This is a genomic window from Bacillus sp. UNC41MFS5, assembly GCF_000686805.1.
This window is the reverse complement of the sequence record NZ_JMLP01000016.1, coordinates 127,407-145,551: the sequence shown is the minus strand read 5'-3', so window position 1 is coordinate 145,551 and position 18,145 is coordinate 127,407. Positions and strand designations below refer to the sequence as shown.

The window sequence follows — 18,145 nt, the reverse complement described above, 5'->3', positions numbered from 1 at the left end:
AAAAATAGTTTTTCTTTTTTCTATTAAAATTGTTTTTTATTATTGTTACGGTAACAGCGTTAGTATAACATCATGTTTGTGAAATGTTTCACACAATATTTGAATAAAATATGAACTTTATATTTTCACCTCCGACTTGTCACTTAACTTCAAATACTTCTCGACTCCCCTTATTTGAATTTATGGCGGAATTGACAGGCACGTGGTCTATCTCCTCTTCCTTTCTTTAAAAAAATAAGCTACCCGATTGTGACGGTAAAACGCACAATTAAGGTAGCTAAAACTTAGTAACGAATTCAATATGTTTTTAGGTGTACGGAATTTGAATATCCACTATAAATTTTTTTCCCGTTTACTGTTCTATATGCCCTGATTTTGAAGTAATACAGCTTGCCTTTCGATAGTTTAGTATTTGTAAAACTTAGAGTAGAACCCGATGTTAGAGTGACTACTTTCGTATATACGCCTTTATAGGACGTCGCCCTGCAAATTTCGTATCCGCTGGCTTCTGTCCCTCTTTTCCACGTCAGTTTAATTGAGGTTCTGCTTGCTCTGGCTGCTTTTAATCCGGTCGGTGCCGCAAGGACTGGCGTACCACTTACAATAGTCGAATATGAACTATAAACCTTCGTACCATTCACCACTCGGTAAGCCCGAACCTTGTAATAATACGCTCGGTTCGTTACCAAACCACTGTTTGTATAAGAAGAACTGGATGTAGCCAGATAACTGTATGTCCCTGTTTTCGTTGTAGCCCTGAAAATTTGATAGCCTTGTGCTCCAGAAACAGCCCCCCAGGTGACCTTTACTTTACTGTAACCTACTGAAGTGGCTTTCACCCAACTCGGTACTGCCGTATTTTTTGCATGGCGTGCATATAGGACAATAGCAGATTTTATCGGTGTTTGAAGATTGTATGGAACGGTATCCTTTGAACTTTTAAACCAGCCGACAAACGTATAACCTGTTCGAACGGGAACTTTTACTGACGACGGTTTTGCCCCATAATTAACCTTTTGAGTGCTTAGGACCTTGCCATCATCGTTTTTAAAGATAACCTGATATTGGTTAATCTTATAAAGTGCAGTAATGGTTAAATCGGAAGTAGCATTGGTAAACTTCTGATTCCAGCCATTAAAGGTATAGCCAGTCCGACTTGGCTGTGCAGGTGCTGTAATCGGCATATTATATTTCACTTTTGAATTACTTAAAATGGTTCCATTATAGTCTTTGAAAATAATAGTATAGATTTTGGGTTCGTAGATGGCTTTTACCGTAATATCAGATGTTATTTTGTTAATTGCTTGATCCCACTGTAAGAATGTATATCCATCCTTTGTTGGATTTTCAGGTGCAACGGCAGATGAACCATACGCTACCGTCTGAGTATCAAGGACCGTACCATCGGAATCTTTAAAAACAACCGTGTAACTCTGGTTCCCCTTTAATGCATCGATTGACGTTGGACCATAATCTAAATCTACAGGTCCCAATATTCCTGGGATTGTACCTCGGTCGCTATACTGCCAAGCCGTCCATTGGGTCCACCCGCCAACAGCTGGTGGTTGAGTAATGCCATAGCGTGCAATCCAAACGGGAAGATCTGAAAGCTTGCCACCAAAATCGTTGTACTGCTGTACAAACCATGCACCTGTGTAGACCATTACCTGGCGCTTCGTCAGTGACTTTACCGTATCGGTAAAAACTCTTGCCCAACTGGCTATTTCATCGGAAGTTAGCGTTCCAGTTGCAGCAGGTTCTTCTAAATCCAGAACAGGCATGATATCTCCAAAATCGCCCATTCCTCCATTCTTCATCACATTGACGAAATACTGCGCTTCGGCTTTTGCTTCGTCAGGGTTATATGGCGCACTCGGACGTGCATAGTGGTATGCACCGATAGGAAGGCCTGCTGCCCTTGCTCCCTGCACATTAGTCGAAAACATAGTGTCGGTATATGTTGTACCTTCAGAAGCCTTTGCATAGACGAAGGCTATACCTGAGTTTTTGACCTGGTTCCAGTTAATGGTTCCTTGCCAATGCGATACATCAATCCCTTTTAAATTGGCGCTTGTCGCTGGCGGCATTACTCCCGACGCCCAAGCTGCAGAATGACTCGTTAGAAGAACGCTTATCAGCAGAACAACAGAAAAAAACGAGCGCATCCACTTTGTTGCATGTTTCATAGTCTCTCTCCCTTAAATCTGATATAAAATTATGTATTCTAGCAATCTATTTCCTTATGGGAAAACTACTAGCTTATTTTTCTATCATACATAAGGGATAGCGAATGAGTAAATGTAGAATAATTGGTAATAAATCGCATCACAAACCAACATTTGGAACAAACAAAAACATTGTTGACACTATACACAATAAAATGGACATAACTCTATTTCCCCTATCCCCTCATAGATACGTATAAAAAAAGCTGCCAGGAATATCCGGCAGCTTTTTGAAGTAGTTATACTAAATAATCTATCAGTTTTTCTCTCGGCTGGCCAAAGATTTCCGCTTCTAGTCTCCGTCCAGTCGGGGTAGCCGCCAATCCGCCTTCGGCTGTTTCCCTTAACGCAGAAGGCATTGATTGTCCAATCGCATACATGGCTCCAATGACTTCGTCACATGGAATCCTGCTGGTTATCCCAGCAAGGGCCATATCGGCTGCTGTCAAAGCATTGGATGCACCCATTGCATTCCGTTTCACGCAAGGCACTTCAACGAGGCCAGCAACCGGGTCACAAACAAGGCCCAGCATATTTTTTAAGGTAATGGCCATCGCTTCTGCTGATTGCTTAGGCGATCCGCCAGCCATTTCAACAATCGCGGCCGCTGCCATACCTGAAGCCGAACCAACCTCTGCCTGGCAACCGCCGGCTGCCCCTGAAATGGATGCATTGTTTGCAACGACAAATCCAAACGCCCCTGCCGTAAATAAAAATTCAATCATTTCCTGCCTAGTTGGATTAAGTTTATCCTTTACCGCAAATAATGTACCCGGGACAACTCCAGCCGAACCGGCAGTTGGCGTGGCACAAATGATGCCCATTGCTGCATTGACTTCATTTGTGGCAACCGCCTTGCTCACCGCATCTAACAGCAATGTGCCGGTAAGAGATTTACCGCTTTGAATATAGTTTTGCAGCAATACTGCATCTCCACCTGTGAGTCCCGTGCGTGATTTTACTCCATTTAATCCCCGTTCGATCGCCCGTTCCATTACGGTCAGGTTCTGATCCATTTTGGCAAGCACTTCTTCACGGGAAAGGCCAGAAACTTCCACTTCCTGCCTGATCATGATTTCAGCTATTTTAACCTGATGTTGTTCCGCCAGCGAAACAAGTTCAGCTACATTACGAAACATAGCATTTCCCCCTGAATCTACTAATCATTTATGTTTAGTGCCCGAAAACACCTTTTATTCGACCATACGGATGACACTTATAACGTTGTCCAGCTTTTGCAAATCGCTTACCAACTGGTTATTTATCTTTTCATCGGATTCAATGACCATGATGGCCATGTCGCCTTTATCTTTCCTAGCCACTTCCATATGACCGATGTTTATTTTATTTTGCGAAAAAATGCTAGTTACCGAGCTGATTACTCCAAAACGGTCATTATGAATGACGAGTATAGCTGGGTCACCTGATAGTTTTAGTTTGAAGGAGTTGATTTCTGTTATTTCGATGGCTCCTCCGCCGATGGAGATGCCAATGATCTCCATCTCCTTATCTTCCGCAAATAGATTAATCTTTACTGTGTTTGGATGTTCTGTGATGGCTTCTTCCTCTTGAAAGATGACCTCCATACCCAATTGTTTTGCTATTTCCAAGGCCTCGGGGATCCGCTCGTCGAACGTATCAAAATCCAATAATCCTGCAACAAGAGCTAAGTCTGTTCCATGTCCTTTATACGTTTTTGCAAATGAGCCGTAAAGCGAGAGGACGGCCCTCTTCGGCTCGCTCTCGAACAGGGTTCTGGCAACTCGCCCAATCCGGACGGCACCAGCAGTATGTGAACTGGAAGGTCCAATCATAATCGGACCAATGATTTCAAATGTTGATCGATATTTCATTGTTTTCACCTGTTCCTATAATGATGACGTTTACATTAATGTTCCATTTGCAACCAGTCTTCAAGAAAAATAGGGACAAGTTATAAAAACTGTCCCTATTCTGCTATTAAAGTTTAAATCGCTTTCTTATCAGTCAGATCTTCTGTTTGAAGTTCTGTAGGCACACGCTTGTTGATTCCAAAAGCATAAAAGCTGATGACCACAATAGCCAGGAAGACGATTCCCGCAATTAGTGAAATACGAGTGTCTTCGTTAAACCACATACCTACAAGCACCGCTGTCAGATAGGCAATAGTCACATAGTTAGTGACAGGAGCAAAAGGCATTTTGAATGGATGGCTGGCCATTTTATCAGCATGAACCTTTCTGAACTTGATTTGGCTGATCAAGATGACAAACCAAGGAACCATCCCTGGAAGAACACTTGAAGCATAGACATACACAAACAGTTTTTCTGGTGCAATATAACTTAACACAACGCCAACGCCAAGGCCGATCAATACGCCAATTGTACCGAATAAAGGCACTCCGTTACTCGAAACCTTCGCAAACGCTTTTGGAGCTTGTCCATTGACTCCAAGAGTATAAAGCATGCGCCCTGCGCTGTAGATACCGCTGTTACAGCCAGACATCGCAGCAGTGATAACAACAAAGTTAATGATTCCAGCTGCAGCTGTAATACCGATTTTTGCAAAAGTTGCAACGAACGGGCTTCCAATCGAAGACAATTGATCCCAAGGATAAACTGTGACAATAACAAAGATGGCACCAATATAGAAAACGAGGATACGCCAAATCGTACTTTGAATCGCATTCCTTATTGTTTTCTGAGGATCTTTCGCTTCACCAGCGGTAATACCGATAAGTTCAACACCTTGATACGCGCCAACAACTAGTGATAGGGCAAAGAGGAATCCTTTAAGACCGCCAGTAAAGAAGCCGCCATTTTTCCAGAGGTTTGATAGGCCGGTCGCTTCTCCTCCGTTACCAAGGCCGAAGAAAATCAGGCCGAAACCTGCAACAATCATCAATACAATCGTAACTACTTTAATCAATGCAAACCAAAATTCGAATTCACCAAATGATTTAACAGAAATAAAGTTTGCTGCCCCAAGGATAACCATTGCGATAAGTCCTGGGATCCACGCAGGAAGATCTGGAAACCAATACTGCATATATGTGCCGATCGCGATAACTTCCGCCATGCCGACAACTACCCACTGAAACCAGTTGCTCCAGGCAGTCATATATCCAGCTATTGGGTGGATATACTTATATCCAAATGTTGCAAATGAACCTGTACTCGGTTCCAAATAGAGCATTTCGCCCATGGCGCGCATAATCAAATATAGAAAAATTCCTGTAATTCCATAAGCGAGCATTACGGATGGACCCGTCCAGCCTATTGTGCTGGAAGATCCCATAAATAGACCTACACCAATCGTACCGCCTAAAGCAATCATTTGAATATGACGTGAACTTAAGCCCCTACTCAATTCCTTGTTTGCCATTTCGTTTCCTCCCTTGTACTGCTTATTGTCAAAATTCAAGCAAGATTCATATAACCCTTTGTTCATATTTTGTTATTTTAAGATAACATAATCCCCAGGAAGTAGTCCACCCGAAAAATACAATTGTCTTTTTTCGAAGGATAGATTATAATAGTTTTGTAGAGGGAAGTTTATTCTATTCCCTCTATCTAGTTTTCAGAAATTAAAGGGCTAATGCAAGTTCCCTAAAAGGAATGCCTAATTTCTCTGATAAATTTTCCAGCATATCTTTTGTCATACGATCCAGGTCGTATTGCGGATTGAAATCCCATTCTTCACGTGCGGCAGAGGCATCGATGCTATTTGGCCATGAGTTTGCGATACCTTGTCGTACAGAATCAACATCATATGAGATTTCAAATTCAGGAATGAATTTCCTAATGGATGCAGCAATTTGTTCCGGCTCAAAGCTCATCGCAGTGATGTTAAATGCATTGCGGTGCTTCAATCGTGAAGGGTCAGCCTCCATCAATTGAATGATTGCTTCGATGGCATCTGGCATATACATCATATCCATATAGGTTCCTTTGCCAATGAAAGATGTATATTTCTTGTTTTTAAGGGCTTCGTAGTAAATATCAACTGCATAATCGGTTGTTCCGCCACCAGGAAGAGTCTTGTACGAAATCAGACCAGGGAACCTTACTCCGCGTACGTCTACACCGAACTTAGTGAAATAGTAGTCGCAGAGCAATTCTCCGGCTACCTTGGTAACACCGTACATAGTGGTAGGCCTTTGAACCGTATCCTGAGGTGTCATATCTGCCGGTGTTTCCGGTCCGAAAGCAGCGATGGAGCTCGGTATAAAGAGTTTTAGGTTTAATTCACGGGAAACTTCAAGTGCGTTCATAAGACCGCCCATATTCAGGTCCCATGCGAATTTTGGTTTTGTTTCTCCTACTGCCGACAGCAGGGCCGCAAGATGCATGAGGGTGTCAACTTCATATTTTTTGCAAAGCCCTAGCATTGCTTCGTGATCCATCACATCAAGGATTTCAAATATACCTCCTTCGATGACTGGATTGCCTTCAATCTTGCGAATATCTGTTGCAACAACGTTTTCTGTTCCGTACACTTCCCTGAGACGGTGAGTCAATTCAGAACCGATTTGGCCTAGACTGCCAGTAATAAGAATTTTTTTCATATGACGTTACCTCCTAAGGTTTCTTCTATCATTTTTCAACTGATACAAGTATTCTGTTATATTTTATAAAATTTTAAACGATTAGATAATAGACAACTCTTTGCCAACTTTTCCATAAACCGCCAGAACTTCATCGAGCATTTCCTTGGTATGCGCAGCAGTTGGCATATTTCTAACCCTGCCTGTACCTCTAGGAACCGTTGGGAAGGTAATCGACTTTGCATACACGCCTTCTTCCATCAGCCTGCGAGAAAATAATTGGGTAAGATCTTCTTTTCCGATAATGCATGGAGTAATTGGTGTTTCGGAATGGCCAATATCGAAACCAAGTTTCTTTAAGCCTTCTTTTAGATATCTTCCGTTTTCCCAAAGCTTTTCAACTTTTTCTGTCGATTCAGTCATGATATTGATTGCTTCAATACAACCGGCAGCATCCCCTGGTGTCAATGAGGTTGAAAACAGGAACGGACGTGCCCGGACTTTCAGCCAGTCAATCAATTGCTCTGTCCCTGCTACATATCCGCCTACGACGCCAATCGCTTTTGAAAGGGTCCCAATTTGCAGATCAATGCGGTCTGAGAGGCCAAAATGCTTGACTGTACCAGCACCGTTACCCATTACACCTGAGCCATGAGCATCATCTACATAGGTGATTAACCCAAACTCTTCAGCAATTTCAACAATTTCCGGAAGCTTCGCTACATCACCGTCCATTGAGAAAACTCCGTCCGTAATGTACATGACTTTTTCGTATAAACCGCTTTCGATTGTTTCTTTTGCAACCCGGCGCAAATCGTCCATGTCCTGGTGTTTGACGCGAATAATTTTCGCCCCTGATAATCTGCATCCATCAATGATCGATGCATGGTTTAATTCATCCGAGAGAATGGCATCCTTCTTAGTCATAAGGGCTGAAATGGCACCCATGTTACAATTGAAACCGGATTGGAAGGCAATTGCGGCTTCGGTATGTTTGAACTTCGCAATTGTTTTCTCTAATTCATTATGAATGGTCAATGTACCATTGATTGTGCGGACCGCACCTGCTCCCAACCCATACTTTTCGATTGCTTCATGCGCTTTTTGCTTCATTCTTTCATTATTGGCAAGGCCAAGATAGTTATTGGATGACATATTGATTAGTGATTTACCATTGATGGTAACTATAGGGCCGTTGGGTCCTTCTACAGTATCAATGACATTGTAAAGGCCGTTATCCCTCAACTCGTTCAGTTGGGGTGTTAAGAAGTCCTTTAAAACATTTTTCGCCAAAATAATTCCTCCTTTTAAAATACCTCACTCAGGGTTCTTCACATAACATCTACTCGTGTTTTTTCATCGGGAAAATTATTATAAAATCAACCAACCTGAAAGCGATTTCAAATAACTACCAAAAAAAAAGCAATTATCTCTCGATAAATAATTACTCCCGAAAATTTTCAATACTGCTTTTGAACGCGTGATGTTATGGAATTGGAAGTGTGATAATAAGCTGTTTTAGTTGATCATTCTCTCAAGCGTATTAAAAAAATAGATTCATATATTTCAGTGTTATTCTATAATTATGTTGAAAAACTGTCAATACTATTACAAAAAACTAATCATTCAGACAAATGACCTAAATTCGCATTTGGTTATTGGAAAGCCTTTAGAAGACCCAGGTTCACTTAAATCCTTACATAGTAAAAAAAAACTTCTGTCCTTTGCAGTGCCGTTTTAAGTTCCAATTTTTACCGATTTTTATAAGCTGGTCGATAAAAAGCTGCTAATTCCCGCATCTAGGATTAGAGGGTCCGCACTTATCGGTTGGTGGATCAGGTAAAGCACCCGAGCTGATAAATAGACGGAATAATTCCGCTTAATTGGTAATTATTATAAAAAAAAGCTTAAATAGACGGAGAGATTCCGCCTATTTACTCGAAATGTTCAAAAATGGGAGATTTTGCTTTGAATAAACGGAAAACCTCCCCTTATTTACCCCGAAACGAGCTCCATTCTTCATTTAAACGGAAAATATCCGCTTATTTTACTTTTTCTGGTTACTCAATTAAGGACAAGTCATCTTATTTAAAAAGGAGTGAGTTTTATCTCAAAAATATTATTTTTTTTATTCCTAATAAAGAAACTCGCCAATTATTACTATGGCGAGATTCTTTTTTTATATACCAATAACGATGCCAATACGACTGTCAATTCGTCACGTATTTTAAGAAAAGCACCTCAAAACGGAACGTTTTACCAACACGGGACGAAGTTTTTTTATTATATATACTTACCTTTTAATACACATCACGCTGATAATGCCCTTGCTTCTGCATATCTTTTAAATACGCTTCTGCTTCATCGCGGCTCATGGAACCTTCTTTTTCAATTACGTTAATAAGTGTTTCATGAACGTCTTTCGCCATGTATTCCTTATCTCCACACACGTAGAAATAAGCACCTTTTTGCAGCCATTCGAATAGTTCTTTACTGTGTTCTTGCATTTTATGCTGAACATAGACTTTTTGAGCTCCGTCGCGGGAGAAGGCAGTATCTAATTTAGAAAGTACCCCATCTTGCTGATATTGTTCTAACTCATCTTGATAAAGGAAATCAGAGGCAGCATGCTGGTCTCCAAAAAACAACCATGAGCGGCCTGTTCCTTTATTTACTGTACGTTCCTGTATAAAGGAACGGAATGGTGCAATACCTGTCCCAGGGCCAACCATAATAATATCAGTATCATTTGACTCTGGCAGATGGAAATGTTTATTTGCTTGAATAAAGATGGGAAGTGTATCTCCTTCATTCACACGTTCCGCACATAATACAGAGCAAACCCCTTTCCGCTCGCGTCCATGAGCGTTGTAGCGCACAGCACCGATGGTTAAATGAACTTCCTCTGGATTCGCTGCAATGCTGCTCGCAATCGAGTAGAGGCGTGGCGTCATTTTTCTTAAGATAGAGACGAATTCTTGAGCTGTTGCTTTCCATGGACCAAATTCACGTAACATATCAAGCAAATCTCGACCATAGCAATATTCTTTCATTTGGGCTGCATTTTCAATCTGGAGGAGTTTTTGTAACTCTTCATTTTCTGTAAAGGCAGCTGCCTGCTGTAAAACCTTTTTTGATAGTAAGGTAATTTCAAAATAGGTGGTTAACGCTTCCTTCAGCGGAAGTGTTTCACCTTGCTTATTGATCGTTACAAGCGCTTCTTCATCAAAGTGCATTTCGTCAAGAAGGTAAGCCACAAGTTCAGGATCATTTGAAGGGATAATACCAAGGGCATCGCCTGGCACATAAGAAAGGCCTGATCCTTCTAATGATAACTCAATATGCCTTGTTTCTTTACTAGAGCCTGCACCATTTATATTAATGTTTTTAAGAATTTTTGCTTGAAACGGATTTGTTCGTGAATATGCTGTTGGAACCTGTTTGTCTTTTTGGTCAGTCTGAGTGTTATCCAATGTATTTCGCATGGTTCTTTAACCTCCAAAAGTAATATATACATTTTACCATTATTTTTGGAAAATTCGATGTGTATTTTTTCACAATTTTCTTTCCAATTCCGATTGAATTTACCAAACGTAAAAATGCTGGCACTGTATATAAAGAAATATTTCAAATCCTATAAAATAAAGTTAGCAAAAATATATAAATATGTACACTTTTTAATAGATACTTAAGGGCAATGATTATAAAAATATAAAAAAATTCCTGATTTACAGAAAAAATACGCTCCTAAACGATGTATCTAATTATTTCTATCTAGAAATAGCTTGTTTAAAAAGTCTCCTAAATTGCTCCCGATCTTCTGCTGTAAACGGCTTTGGTCCCTTTGTCCGCTTTCCGCCTTTTCTAGCCATTGCACTTAAGTATCGTGTTTGTAATAATTGATCAATGTTTTCATTGGTATACCTAAACCCTTTATGGTGAAGGACGATACAGCCTTTTGGTAAACCTAGCGATGCAAGTCCATAATCTTGTGTTACAATAATATCGCCTGATTCGGCTAACTTCATTATCCGATAATCGGCAGCATCCGCTCCAGAATCAACATAAATAATTTCCACTCCTGATGGTTGTTCCGCATTAGAAAAATGAGAAAAGCTCGTAACAAGGATAACAGGAATTTCTGCATTCCTTCCTTCATCAATAATAATATCTTTTACCGGACAAGCATCCGCATCCACATAAATTTTCATCTTTATCTCTCCTATAAAGAAGTTCGAATTAATTGTGATACTAGTGGTAAATTACACTTTTGTCAAACCATGGAAGCAGAAGGAAGGTGCTATACAAATTGCCTGACCCCCAGTTTGTTTAGAAATTATGGTAAGGTTCTTCATGCCTAATCAAATAGAAAAATCCTAATTAACATTAATATAGTTAATAGGATTTATTAATACGTATTTATGCTGCTTTCTTTTATTAGCTCGATAAGTAAATCCCCCTGCTGGATAGCCTCACCTTATAAACTTAGATTGGCCCGGGGGTATACCCTACAAAGGAATCGTGGGCTGAAAAAGTACCTTCTTGTTGTAAAGGTTGAAATACCCGAAACTTACGGAGTTGTTTTCCATAAACATGGATGGTTATCGCCGTTCGATCGCCCTCCGTTTCAAGGATGTGACAATCCGCTGGGGGCAGGAGTTTGCCAGTCATTTGCTGATTTATAATCAATGTATCAGTTTGCCTGAGTTTCACTAAACTTTCTGAAATCTCATTCACACGAAGATAGTTCGTCACCTTGATTTGTCCAGCCACAACCCCTTCGGCTCCCCAAGTCCCATCGTGATCATGGAGTGAAGTTTTCTGCCCCGGCTTCCAGACAAGTGCAATTATCTCAAAACGCCCCTGCGGATCGCAGTATAGGGAATGGCGGGCATAACCTTCCGAACTGGGCTTGCGCTTTTCGGGAGAGAGCCAGGATGTGGTACGAAGCAGCTCACCGAGTAAACGCTCTGCCTCTGCCACCTGAACGTCATCACTCTCATTTCTCTCTATTACCCATGTCATATCTCGAATAAAGTCGATCAGTGTATATTCTGTCGTTTGATTTGTCATGATACATTGTCCTCCTATGAAGGATAATTTCTTATTGAAAAATTTGGGATAAACCTTTTCCATAACCACTCTCTATACCTTTGTTAATTCTTTAATATGAGAAATCTTTATCTCAGGTTTGAAAAACATTCCGCTATGTAACGGTCTCTATTACACTATGGATTCTAATTCTTTACATGACCGATAGATAAGTTCAAAAAGCAGGTCCAGATCAGTTAATTCCACACTGGAAAATGCGATTCGAAGATCCGTCTTGGCTAGGGAGATCGTCCCAACTCCGTACTGCTTGAGCAAGTGGACCCGCAGCGTTTCTGCATCGGAATGCTTGATTCGAAGACATACGAAATACCCTGAGTTAAATGGATAGGGTTCGAATGCATCCGCATATTTCCCGTCTGCTAAGATCTCTTTGACTCGCTTCGCCCTGGCTTCCATTACCTTATTTCTCTCCCTGCGCTGCGCTTCAAATTCGGGATTTAACAAGGCATCCAAAATGATTGTTTGGGAAAGGTGGGGACTGCATGAGATGGTACTTCGAATGGAACCCATCGTCTTTTTCTCCAGCGCTTCCAAAACCAAAGCATCTTGGATTCCAAATGTGAGAAACCCAACACGAAAACCCCAAGCATATTCTTCTTTGGTTGCCCCATCAATTTTAATGGGGAGGACACGCGGGTGTAACCCTACTAAACGAGCAAATATAGATTCTTTGATTGAATCTTCATAATATAATCCAAAATAAGCGTCATCAATAACAGCAACAATGTTAATCCCAAGATCCGCCGCCTGCTTGATGGCATGAAGGATTTCCTCCACTTCTTTTTCCAAAGGAGTATAGCCTGTTGGATTATGCGGGAAATTAAGCACAAGGATAACTTTTCCATTCTTACAGGATAAAAGGGCCTCCAGCATACCTTTTCCATTAAATAGGTTTGCTTTGGTGAATAATGGATAGGTCACTGTTTGGCTTCCGCGGCGGACGTTGAATGTTATATGATAATTATCCCAATACATATCTGGTAGTAAAATGGGATCACCCTTTTCCACAAACAGGTCGGATACGATACTCAAGCCATGGGTCAGCGCGTTCGTCACGATCGGAGTGCCAAATTCCTTTCCTTCAAGGGAAGGATTATCTTTAAGAAGCTTCTTTCTCCAAACCTTACGCAACTCTGGTTTTCCTGCCGTTGGTGCATATGGATACAGGTCTTTCGGATCGTATGAGGAGAGGTTCTTGTGGATGACATCTAAATACATTGGTTGTCCACCCTCTGAAGCCATCCCGATTGTTGCATTGAATCGGTCTGCTTTTCCCTTTGCCTCTCCTGCCTGGCTGACAATCCCTTTTGGAAAATACAATGATTTTCCTAACGATGACAACATCTCATATACTGGTTTATTGCGTTCGTTAATGACTTGATTTAAATCTAAAGCCAATGGGTTTAGCACTTTATTCACCTTCCTTTTATACATCAATTGTTTGGCTTCATTTAATTTGTTCTTCTCTTTAATCCTGGATATCTAATTTTCATTAATTTGTTAAGTAATAAATCTAAATCTTGACTATATTTAATGGTTCTTGTATCACACAGACCATACATGAATCCTGATTTCTCCATCTTGACTTTTAGATAATTGTATTCCTTCACATACTTCATAAGTTCCATTTTTGATTCCTCCTTAATGTACATTGGATAGAGGTGATTCTAGCCCTAAAGGCTGAATAGTGCCTATACAAAAAGCAAGTCGATAAAATCGATAATTTCGAATATATTGCCAATAAATATTGAGTAACTACTCAATATTTATTGGCTTCAGATTAATGCGGGTGATACAGAGTGTTATAATCCTGATTCATTAAATATAAATGTCAAAGTAGAGCGGCTCTAATTGAGTTTCAGTATTGGATTTGTTATAACGCGGTGCCGATATCCTTTTGGATAGGCGCTACTCTCAATTAAATACTAGTAAATGATCTCATTTTCTACTTTCCTCTAAGATTTGATTGAGAAACTGTTCAACCTCTTCCTTGCTTTTTCCGAGTTTACTAACAAAGCGATTAAGTTCCTTCCCTTCTTGAAAAGCAATAAAGCTTGGGATTCCGTACACATCTAGCTTTTCTAATAGTTCCGGAAAATGTTCTCGATTTACTGCGATCATATCTACTTTTTCTTTATATGATTCTTCCAAAATCGGCATGAATAAATCGGTATGCTGACAGTCTGGGCAATATTCCGCATAAAATTTGGCCATAACTGGTTTTGTTGATAAAATCGCCTCATTAAACTCTTGTTTTGTTTTGATCTCTTTCATAATTAAAATCCTCCCTATATTTTGTTCTCAAATGTTATACTGATTGTTTCCACTACTTAAACGCAATTGTATCAAGGTATCTTTCGCAATCCAGAGCAGCCATACAACCACTTCCTGCAGCAGTAATTGCTTGGCGGTATTTATGATCTTGAACATCCCCGCAGGCAAATACACCAGGAATATTTGTTTCTGTTGTACCAGGATTCACAATGATATATCCCATATCGTCCGTTTTGATTTGATTGTCTAAAAAAGATGTGTTCGGTTTATGCCCGATTGCAATGAAAATACCATCAGATTCCAGAATTTCGTTTTTTCCAGTTTCACTGTTTTTTACTTTCAAGCCAGTAACATGTCGTTCTCCTGCAATCACTTCTTCAGGAATGTAATTTAAACTCCAAGTAATTTTTGGATTATTTTTGGCACGGTCTTGCATAATTTGGGAAGCGCGAAGCTCCTTTCTGCGGTGTACAACACGAACCTCCGAAGCAAACTTCGTTAAAAAATTTGCTTCTTCCATAGCTGAATCTCCGCCACCGACAACGATAATTTTCTTTCCTCTAAAGAAAAATCCATCACACGTTGCACAGGTACTTACCCCACGGCCAATATTTTCCCTTTCCCCTGGAATATCCAAAAGTTTCGCAGAAGCCCCCGTTGAAATGATTAATGATTGCGTTTTTAGCTCCCCTATTCCTTCCACCGTTAAGGTAAAAGGGTTATTTGAACAGTCGACTTTTTTAACCCACCCCCTTTTAAACTTTGCTCCAAAATACTCAGCTTGCCTTCTCATGTTCTGCATCAACTCTCGTCCCATAATCCCTTCAGGAAAACCAGGAAAATTCTCAACATCTGTTGTCAATGTCAATTGCCCCCCTGGTTCAGGCCCTTCGATGACTAAAGGACTTAGGTTAGCACGTGCTAGATAGATTGCTGCGGTCAGCCCAGCAGGGCCAGTTCCTAAAATAACGGTTTTATACATCACTTACCTCCTCGTTGTGCTAATCTCTTAGTCATTAATATTTATTTGCAATTTTTATGCCAACTTTTTATCTTCTGTAATTACGCTATTTTTACAACCGTTCTATAGATCAATCAGTCCCACTTCCTATCACGATTGAGAAAAATATTTTCAAGATTAAGAAAAACATCTTCAGACAATTTTCCGAAAATTTTAATTTAACTGAAATAGCATACAATACGAGATAGGAAGAATAGTTTAGCAATGAAAATTTCTAAATATCCCAAGAAATGAGTAAAAAAAAAGCAAACAGAGCGACTTCTGTTTGCTTTTTTCATTATTTAAATCGAGGAAAGTAAATCAAAGATTTCTGCCCCTATTAATCAATATACTTTTAGAACTTTGTTGTTAAAATAAGGGAAAAGCTAATGGGATTAACCATCCTCTAAATATAGTTAGATCATACGTAAGAATACTGTACTATGTTTAATACGCCGTATGTCTAAGTTTGGGAGATTACTTGCATTGCTGCTTTGCCAGATTATGCATAGTTAAATCGTTTTACGAACAAAGTTTATTTAAAAATTGTAATGTACGTTCATGCTCTGTATTTTCAAAAATTTGTTGCGGTGTTCCTTCTTCGACAATCACACCATTATCGATGAATACTACCTTATCCGCTGCCTCACGAGCAAAGTTCATTTCATGGGTTACAACAACCATAGTCATTCCTTCTTTAGCCAGTTCTTTCATAACCTTCAGAACTTCTCCTACTAACTCAGGATCTAACGCGGAAGTAGGTTCGTCAAAAAGTAGGACTTCAGGTTCCATTGCCATCGCTCGGGCGATTCCTACGCGTTGTTGTTGTCCCCCGGATAGCTGAGATGGGTAGTGGTTTGCACGTTCCTTTAATCCTACCTTTTCTAGCAAGTGAAGAGCTTTAGTACGTGAAAGTTCCTTGTCTTGCTTACGAACAATGAACAGACCTTCCATAACATTTTCAAGTGCAGTCATATGAGGGAACAAATTATACCCCTGGAAAACCATACCTGTTTGTTGACGGAACTTAATAACCCTATCTTTTGGAACTTGTTTTTTATCCCGAAAATCCAAAGAATATTTTCCAAGCTTGATAGTTCCTTTTGTAGGTATTTCCAGTAAATTCAAACAGCGTAACAAAGTTGTTTTACCTGATCCCGAAGGTCCAATAATACAAACCGTATTGCCTTCCTCTATTTTCAAATCGATTCCCTTTAAAACTTCTGTTTGCCCAAACTGCTTATGCAGGTTCTTTATCTCAATCACTTAAATATCCTCCTATCAAATCAGCCCGCCACATATCGATCAAGTCGTTTTTCCATACGTCCTTGAGCGTTAGAAAGAACTGTACTGAAAATCAAATAAATAAATCCTGCTAGACAATAAAGTACCAATGGTTCATAGGTTGTTGCTGTAATTTGCTGAGCGATTCTAAACATTTCGGTCACTGTTATTGTAGCAGCCAATGATGTATCCTTTACCAAGCTAATAAAACTGTTTGACATGGGTGGGACAGACACCCTTGTTGCTTGAGGAAGAATAATCCTTTTTAATGCTTGACGATAGCTCATCCCGATTGAGTAAGCGGCCTCCCATTGACCCTTGGGAATTGAAAGTATAGCTGCGCGAATAATCTCTGAGTTATAGGCGCCAACACTAATTGTAAAACCGATAATAGCCGATGGCAGCGGACCAATTGTAATCCCAACACTTGGAAGACCATAGAAAATAATAAACAACTGTACAAGCAGCGGTGTTCCCCTAATTACCCATACATAAAATCTTGCAACAGCGTCGAGAGCTTGAATTCCCGAGATTCGAGCCAGTGCTGTAAGCAAAGCAAGAATGAGTCCCAGAAAAAAAGATATAAGTGTCAACGGTACGGTAAAAGCGATCCCTGCTTTTAACATCGGTAAAAATGAGTTTACAATGATGTCAATAATTCGTAGCATTCTTTCATCAGCAAACATTGGAACACTCCTTATTTTGAAACATCGGTTTCAAAGTATTTTTGTGAGATGCTTAAATACGTACCATCTTTCTTCATGTCGGAGAGTGCTTTATTTACGGCCTCTACCAATTCTTTATTCCCCTTCCTAAACATAATTCCCATTTGTGCCGGTTCATCAAGCTCTGCTACAGCTTTAATAGGTGCATCAGGCTTTTGCTTTTTGAAATCGAGATAGGATAATCCATCATTCACAGTCGCATCAGCGCGTTTTGAAAGTATTAAATCAACGGATTGATTAAATCCTTCGACTCCCACGATTTCAGCACCGTTGGATATTGCTATATCCTTAAAATTACTAGTTAGTGTCTGAGCTGCTTTTTTTCCTTTCAAATCTGCAAATGATTTAATAGTGTCATTGTCTTTGTGAACAATCAAGAAAGGTTTTGACACAATATATGACTCAGAAAAATCGTATTTTTCCTGACGATCAGGACGTATTCCAACTTGATTAACAATGATATCGAATCGCTTCGAATCAAGTCCTGCAAATATACCGTCCCATGGAGTTTCAATAAAATCTGGTTTCACACCAAGTCTGTTCGCTACTTCCTCAGCGATTTCGATATCAAAACCAGTTAATTTTCCTGAAGCATCATGGTAGCTAAACGGTGCATAGGTTCCTTCTGTTCCAATTTTAATTTTTCTTTCTGCTTTAATTTGCTTTAGTAGATTCTTACTCCCAGCTGCCTGATTATCCGGTTGAGTGGTTGCTTGATTCTGCGTTTTTCCACATGCAGTTAACATAAGTGAAACGAGTAACGAAAAAGCGACTATTTTTAAACTCTTTTTCATACAAATATCCCCCTTTATGCGCATATTCAAATTTTCCAATATTCCCTTCACGTCTTGATCCTGTGAAATCACCTCCCTCATAACCAAATAAATCTGATTCTTGATTGTAATCTAGCAATAACAGCTTATTTTCTAGAAAACCAATAAAAATTATACTATTACAAATATTCATATTTTTATATTATTCTGATAATTTTTCGTATAC

17 protein-coding genes are annotated in these 18,145 nt (G+C 39.8%); all 17 read right to left on the bottom strand.

Annotation, left to right across the window (positions count from 1 at the left end):
• Positions 1-296 precede the first annotated feature (296 nt).
• Positions 297-2,186: a GH25 family lysozyme gene (locus tag BR30_RS35165; protein ID WP_051633535.1), complete on the bottom strand. Its 1,890-nt coding sequence runs from the start codon at positions 2,184-2,186 to the stop codon at positions 297-299.
• A 278-nt stretch (positions 2,187-2,464) separates the two neighbouring features.
• Positions 2,465-3,364 carry an L-serine ammonia-lyase, iron-sulfur-dependent, subunit alpha gene (gene sdaAA / locus BR30_RS0109525; protein WP_026564837.1) on the bottom strand — a complete coding sequence of 300 codons (900 nt, stop codon included), beginning with the start codon at positions 3,362-3,364 and terminating at the stop codon, positions 2,465-2,467.
• A gap of 54 nt (positions 3,365-3,418) precedes the next feature.
• A complete protein-coding gene (gene sdaAB, locus BR30_RS0109520; RefSeq protein WP_026564836.1) occupies positions 3,419-4,078 on the bottom strand; it encodes an L-serine ammonia-lyase, iron-sulfur-dependent subunit beta in 660 nt (219 codons plus the stop codon).
• Positions 4,079-4,191: 113 nt separating this feature from the next.
• Positions 4,192-5,589, bottom strand: a complete 1,398-nt coding sequence (locus BR30_RS0109515; RefSeq protein ID WP_026564835.1) for an amino acid permease — start codon at positions 5,587-5,589, stop codon at positions 4,192-4,194.
• Between the two features lie 202 nt (positions 5,590-5,791).
• Positions 5,792-6,772 (bottom strand): L-threonine 3-dehydrogenase, encoded by a 981-nt coding sequence (locus BR30_RS0109510; protein WP_026564834.1) that lies wholly within the window; start codon positions 6,770-6,772, stop codon positions 5,792-5,794.
• Positions 6,773-6,853: 81 nt separating this feature from the next.
• Positions 6,854-8,044, bottom strand: a complete 1,191-nt coding sequence (locus BR30_RS0109505; protein ID WP_026564833.1) for a glycine C-acetyltransferase — start codon at positions 8,042-8,044, stop codon at positions 6,854-6,856.
• 1,007 nt (positions 8,045-9,051) lie between these two features.
• Entirely contained in the window at positions 9,052-10,236 is a 1,185-nt protein-coding gene (locus BR30_RS32945; RefSeq protein WP_051633534.1) for a sulfite reductase subunit alpha, read from the bottom strand.
• Between the two features lie 285 nt (positions 10,237-10,521).
• On the bottom strand, positions 10,522-10,962 hold the full coding sequence (locus BR30_RS0109495; protein WP_026564832.1) for a YaiI/YqxD family protein: 441 nt from the start codon (positions 10,960-10,962) through the stop codon (positions 10,522-10,524).
• A gap of 274 nt (positions 10,963-11,236) precedes the next feature.
• Positions 11,237-11,824, bottom strand: a complete 588-nt coding sequence (locus BR30_RS32940) for a cysteine dioxygenase family protein (protein ID WP_051633533.1) — start codon at positions 11,822-11,824, stop codon at positions 11,237-11,239.
• Positions 11,825-11,974: 150 nt separating this feature from the next.
• Positions 11,975-13,273: an aminotransferase class I/II-fold pyridoxal phosphate-dependent enzyme gene (locus tag BR30_RS0109485; protein ID WP_026564831.1), complete on the bottom strand. Its 1,299-nt coding sequence runs from the start codon at positions 13,271-13,273 to the stop codon at positions 11,975-11,977.
• A gap of 41 nt (positions 13,274-13,314) precedes the next feature.
• The gene (locus tag BR30_RS35760; RefSeq protein WP_155928511.1) at positions 13,315-13,491 is read right to left on the bottom strand and encodes an aspartyl-phosphate phosphatase Spo0E family protein; all 177 of its coding nucleotides are present in this window, start codon (positions 13,489-13,491) and stop codon (positions 13,315-13,317) included.
• A gap of 310 nt (positions 13,492-13,801) precedes the next feature.
• Positions 13,802-14,137, bottom strand: a complete 336-nt coding sequence (locus tag BR30_RS0109475) for a thioredoxin family protein (RefSeq protein WP_026564830.1) — start codon at positions 14,135-14,137, stop codon at positions 13,802-13,804.
• Positions 14,138-14,189: 52 nt separating this feature from the next.
• A complete protein-coding gene (gene trxB / locus BR30_RS0109470; RefSeq protein WP_026564829.1) occupies positions 14,190-15,119 on the bottom strand; it encodes a thioredoxin-disulfide reductase in 930 nt (309 codons plus the stop codon).
• 540 nt (positions 15,120-15,659) lie between these two features.
• Positions 15,660-16,403, bottom strand: coding sequence for an amino acid ABC transporter ATP-binding protein (locus tag BR30_RS0109465; protein ID WP_026564828.1), 744 nt, complete (start codon positions 16,401-16,403; stop codon positions 15,660-15,662).
• A 20-nt stretch (positions 16,404-16,423) separates the two neighbouring features.
• On the bottom strand, positions 16,424-17,107 hold the full coding sequence (locus BR30_RS0109460; protein WP_026564827.1) for an amino acid ABC transporter permease: 684 nt from the start codon (positions 17,105-17,107) through the stop codon (positions 16,424-16,426).
• Between the two features lie 11 nt (positions 17,108-17,118).
• Complete coding sequence (locus BR30_RS0109455) at positions 17,119-17,940, bottom strand: amino acid ABC transporter substrate-binding protein (protein WP_026564826.1); 822 nt, start codon at positions 17,938-17,940, stop codon at positions 17,119-17,121.
• Positions 17,840-18,112 (bottom strand): sigma 54-interacting transcriptional regulator, encoded by a 273-nt coding sequence (locus tag BR30_RS38395; RefSeq protein WP_081825390.1) that lies wholly within the window; start codon positions 18,110-18,112, stop codon positions 17,840-17,842. Before BR30_RS38395 ends, BR30_RS0109455 begins: the two co-directional genes overlap by 101 nt.
• Positions 18,113-18,145 lie beyond the last annotated feature (33 nt).